General features: G+C 69.0%; 4 protein-coding genes and 1 pseudogene. 1 reads left to right on the top strand and 4 read right to left on the bottom strand.

Annotated features, from left to right (window positions below):
* A pseudogene (locus Q0C59_RS16550) lies at nucleotides 1-435 on the top strand (GAF domain-containing protein); the annotation flags it as partial.
* Here Q0C59_RS16550 and Q0C59_RS16545 read toward each other — a convergent pair.
* The 4 genes from Q0C59_RS16545 to Q0C59_RS16530 all read right to left on the bottom strand — a co-directional run bounded on the left by Q0C59_RS16545 (nucleotide 432) and on the right by Q0C59_RS16530 (nucleotide 4,063).
* Nucleotides 432-1,175, bottom strand: a complete 744-nt coding sequence (locus tag Q0C59_RS16545; protein ID WP_291217537.1) for a hemerythrin domain-containing protein — start codon at nucleotides 1,173-1,175, stop codon at nucleotides 432-434. The pseudogene Q0C59_RS16550 and the gene Q0C59_RS16545 sit on opposite strands and share 4 nt — an antisense overlap.
* Before the next feature lie 166 nt (nucleotides 1,176-1,341).
* Nucleotides 1,342-1,746 (bottom strand): alternative ribosome rescue aminoacyl-tRNA hydrolase ArfB, encoded by a 405-nt coding sequence (gene arfB / locus Q0C59_RS16540; RefSeq protein WP_291217536.1) that lies wholly within the window; start codon nucleotides 1,744-1,746, stop codon nucleotides 1,342-1,344.
* 107 nt (nucleotides 1,747-1,853) lie between these two features.
* Nucleotides 1,854-2,654, bottom strand: coding sequence for an ethanolamine ammonia-lyase subunit EutC (gene eutC, locus Q0C59_RS16535; protein ID WP_291217534.1), 801 nt, complete (start codon nucleotides 2,652-2,654; stop codon nucleotides 1,854-1,856).
* On the bottom strand, nucleotides 2,651-4,063 hold the full coding sequence (locus tag Q0C59_RS16530) for an ethanolamine ammonia-lyase subunit EutB (protein WP_291217552.1): 1,413 nt from the start codon (nucleotides 4,061-4,063) through the stop codon (nucleotides 2,651-2,653). Before Q0C59_RS16530 ends, eutC begins: the two co-directional genes overlap by 4 nt.
* Nucleotides 4,064-4,067: the final 4 nt, after the last annotated feature.

Genomic DNA, 4,067 nt, shown 5'->3' with positions numbered 1-4,067 from the left:
CTGGGCGGCCAGCTGGGCGCGGCCATCGACCTGATGCACGAAGCCGAGGCGCCATGCACCGAGGTAGCGCCCGACGTCGCGGTGGCCAGCGTGCCCGCAGTGCCGCCGGGCCCGGCGCTGCACGTGCGTCACTACCGCAGCAACGACAGCGTGTTCATCAACAACGCCTACCTGATCAAGGGCGTGGCGGGCGCCATCCTGTGGAAGCTGCTGCGCGATGGCCAGCACGGCCGCAACGATTTCACCAACCGCGAGCTGCGGCTGGACGCTTCGCTGCGCCTGCCCGACGTGGCCGACAACCTCGAAGCCCGGCTGCTGTTGCTGCACCGCCGGCTGGCCGAGCAGTGCCCGCAGTTGCGCATTCAGAAAACCGGGCGCGGCTGCTTCCGCTTCGAGGCCAACGGCCCGGTCGAGCTGGAAGACGTGGCGGCTTAGACAGCCACCAGACCGGGCACGGGCGGCAAGCCGAGCCCGCGCGCCAGCTTGGCCCAGTCGCGCGGGTTGAGCAGACCCTGTGTCCCGGTCAGCATGCCTTCGAACACGGGCGCCGGTGCACCGGCGCGCATGCCCTGCATCACGCCCAGGCGCTCGGGGGCGTTCAGCTGCGGCAGCATCCAGCGCATCACCAGCATCATCTCGGCCGGCGGAACGGTGGCCAGCAAGGCGTCGTGGATGCCGATCAGTTCGGCGTCGCTGTAGGCCGCCCAGAGCGCGCTGTTGTGCACCGTCTCCTCGGTGTGCATGTGCTGGAAGTTGTCGGCCACGAACAGCGCCAGCCCCAGGTAGAGGGCTTGCAGCGCCGGTTCGCGTTCGCTGGCCTCCGTTTTCAACAGCGACTGGGCGGCGTCGCGCAGATGGGCAATGTGGCGCAGGTGCGCTTCGTGGTCCTGCGCCACGGGTTCGCAGATGCCAGGGCAACGCGCCTGGAGTGCGGGGTGCACGAAGTCGTTTTCGTGGGCGACGTGGCTGGCGCACAGGTCCATGAGTTCTCCGACCCGGGTTGCAGCCAGGTTCACATCGGCGGCGTCGGTGGGGTCGGCACGGCCCACGGCAAGCAAGGTGTCGGCCATGAAGGAGCGCAGCGCCTTGTGGATGCCGGCATACAAGTTGAAGCGGCCTTGGCCGGTGCGGGCGGTGGCGGCCACGTGGGCCATTTCGAGTGCATGGGATTGCATGGTGGTTCCTTTGGCGGGCAGTGCCCGGCTTGTCTCTGGATGACCGCAACACCCCATGTGCTGCGAATCATGGAAAAGAAGTCTAGGAATCCACCGCAGCGCGCGCTGCTAAATAGCGCTTAAAGGAATCGTAAAAAAACCTTAAGCGAATCGTTTGAAGGCAGTTTCAGTCGATCCCGCGCACGCGGCCGCGCAGTTGTTTGACGGTCGAGCGCGTGGCCTTGCCTTCGAGGCGGCGCTGCTTCGAGCCGAAGGTGGGCTTGGTGGCCTTGCGCGCCTTGGGCAGGGTGGCCACGCTGTCCACCAGCGCCTGCAGGCGCTCCAGCGCTTCGGCCTTGTTCTGCTCCAGGCTGCGGCTGGTCTGCGCCTTGATGACCACCACGCCTTCGGTGGTGATGCGGTGGTCGCTGAGCGCCAGCAGGCGCTCCTTGATGGCTTCGGGCAACGACGACGCATGGACGGCAAAACGCAGGTGCACCGCGTTGGACACCTTGTTCACGTTCTGCCCGCCCGCGCCCTGCGCGCGGATGGCGGTGAACTCGACCTCGTTGGGATGCACGCGCGGGGACATGGCACGAGTTTGCCACGCAGCCCTTCGCGGTCAGCAGCGTTCCTTCACGCCCGTGACCATGGCTTTCACGGGGCGCGGGCCAATGACGCCACACACCACGCGAGCGATCACGGCGCGGACAAGGTCTTGCCGCCGTCGTCGCTCTCGTCCTTGAGCGCCACGCCGCTGAGCTGCAGCAGGCGCGCGCGCGACAGCAGCGCATGCAGGCGTGCGGCCGCCTGGCTGTGCTGCAGCCCCGCGTCGCGCACGTTGGAGATGCAGTTGCGATCGGCGTCGCTCAGCCCCACGCGCGGGCCCCAGGTGAAATAGATGCCCAGGCTGTCGGGCGAGCTCAGGCCAGGGCGCTCACCGATCAGGACCACCACGGTGCGCGCTTGCAGCAGGGCGCCGATCTCGTCGCCGATGGCCACGCGGCCTTGTTCGACCAGCGCCACGGGGGCCAGCCTCCAGCGTTGCGGGTCGGCCTGCAGCCGCTGCACCAGATGCTGCAGCAAGGGCATGGCCTGCTGCATGGCCGCGCGGGCCGACAGGCCGTCGGCGATCACGAAGGCCAGGTCGTTCGGTGCTTCAGCGGTATGGGTTTGGCGCCAGCCCTGCAGCGACTCCAACGAGGCCGCATCGAGACGCCGCCCGAGGTCGGGCCGTTGCAGGTAGGTGGTGCGGTCGGGGGCCGCGCTGTGCAAGCGCAGCGTCTGCAGCCCGAGGGCTTGCAGGGGTTCCTCCAGACTGCCCGGGTCGAACGCGAGGTGCACGGCATCGCGCGCCTCGGCATGCGCGAGCTGGAAGGCCAGGTGCGCAGCGGTGGGCTGGCTGCTGCCGGCACGGCCGAGCGCGATGCGCGCGTCGGTGAAGCGCTGCAGGCCGCTCCAAGCGGCGGGGATCACGTGGGAGGAAGGCGGCTTGTTCAAGTGGCTTCCAGGCGGGCGATAGCGGGCGCAAATGCGGCGGGCAGGGCCGGCGCCAGACGCAGGCCCGATCCGGGCTCCGTCACGCCCATGCGCTGCAGCCAGGCGTCGAACTCGGGCGCGGGCTTGAGGCCCAGCAGTTGCCGCATGGCCAGCGCGTCGTGGAACGAGGTGCTCTGGTAGTTCAGCATGATGTCGTCCGCGCCCGGCACGCCCATGATGAAGTTGACGCCCGCGGTGCACAGCAGGGTGAGCAGGGCGTCCATGTCGTCGGCGTCGGCCTCGGCGTGGTTGGTGAAGCACACGTCGCAGCCCATGGGCAGCCCCAGCAGCTTCCCGCAGAAGTGGTCTTCGAGCCCCGCGCGCAGGATCTGTTTGCCGTTGTAGAGGTACTCCGGCCCGATGAAGCCCACCACGGTGTTGACCAGCAGCGGCTGGAAGTGCCGCGCCACCGCATAGGCGCGCGCCTCGATGGTCTGCTGGTCGCAGCCATGGTGCGCACCGGCCGACAGCGCACTGCCCTGGCCGGTCTCGAAATACATCACGTGTTCGCCGCGCGTGCCGTCGGCAAACACTGCGCCGCGCTGCAGCGAAAGGGCCGCTGTGCGGGCCTCAGCCAGCAGCGCGAGATCGATCCCGAAGCTGCGGTTGGTGGCTTCGGTGCCACCGATGGACTGGAACACCAGATCGACCGGCGCGCCGCGCTCGATCGCCTGCAGCGTGTTGGTGACGTGGGTGAGCACACAGCTCTGCGTGGGCATGGCGTAGCGCTGGATCAGCTCGTCCAGCATGGCCAGCAGCCGCACCACCTGCGGCACGTTGTCGGTGGCGGGGTTGATGCCGATCACCGCATCGCCACTGCCGTGCAGCAGGCCGTCGAGCAGGCTGGCGGCGATGCCGGCGAGGGCGTCGGTGGGGTGGTTGGGTTGCAGCCGCGTGGCCAGCCGCCCGGGCAGCCCCAGCGTGCCGCGAAAGCGCGTGACCACGTTGCACTTGCGCGCGATCAACGCCAGGTCCTGCACGCGGCAGAGCTTGCTCACCGCGGCCACCATCTCGGGGGTCAGGCCGGGCGCCAGGGCCGTGAGTGCGGTGGTGTCGGCGGCATCACCGAGCAGCCAGTTGCGGAAATCGCCCACCGTGAGATGCGCCACCGGCGCGAAGGCCTTCGCATCGAAGGTGTCGACGATCAGGCGGGTGACTTCATCGTCCTCGTACGGCACCACCGCCTCGTTCAGGAAGTGCGACAGCGGCAGATCGGCCAGCGCCATCTGCGCCGCCACGCGTTCCTGGCTGCTGACCGCCGCCACGCCGGCGAGCTGGTCGCCCGAGCGCAGCGGCGAGGCGCGCGCCATGAGCGTGCGCAGGTCGCCGAACCGGTAGGTGTGTGCGCCGACGCTGTGGTGAAAGCCCATGGCC

It is taken from the genome of Hydrogenophaga sp. (assembly GCF_022844385.1).
Lineage (GTDB): Bacteria > Pseudomonadota > Gammaproteobacteria > Burkholderiales > Burkholderiaceae_C > Hydrogenophaga.
Note: the sequence above shows the minus strand (reverse complement) of the source record. Positions and strands in the feature narration are given on the sequence as shown.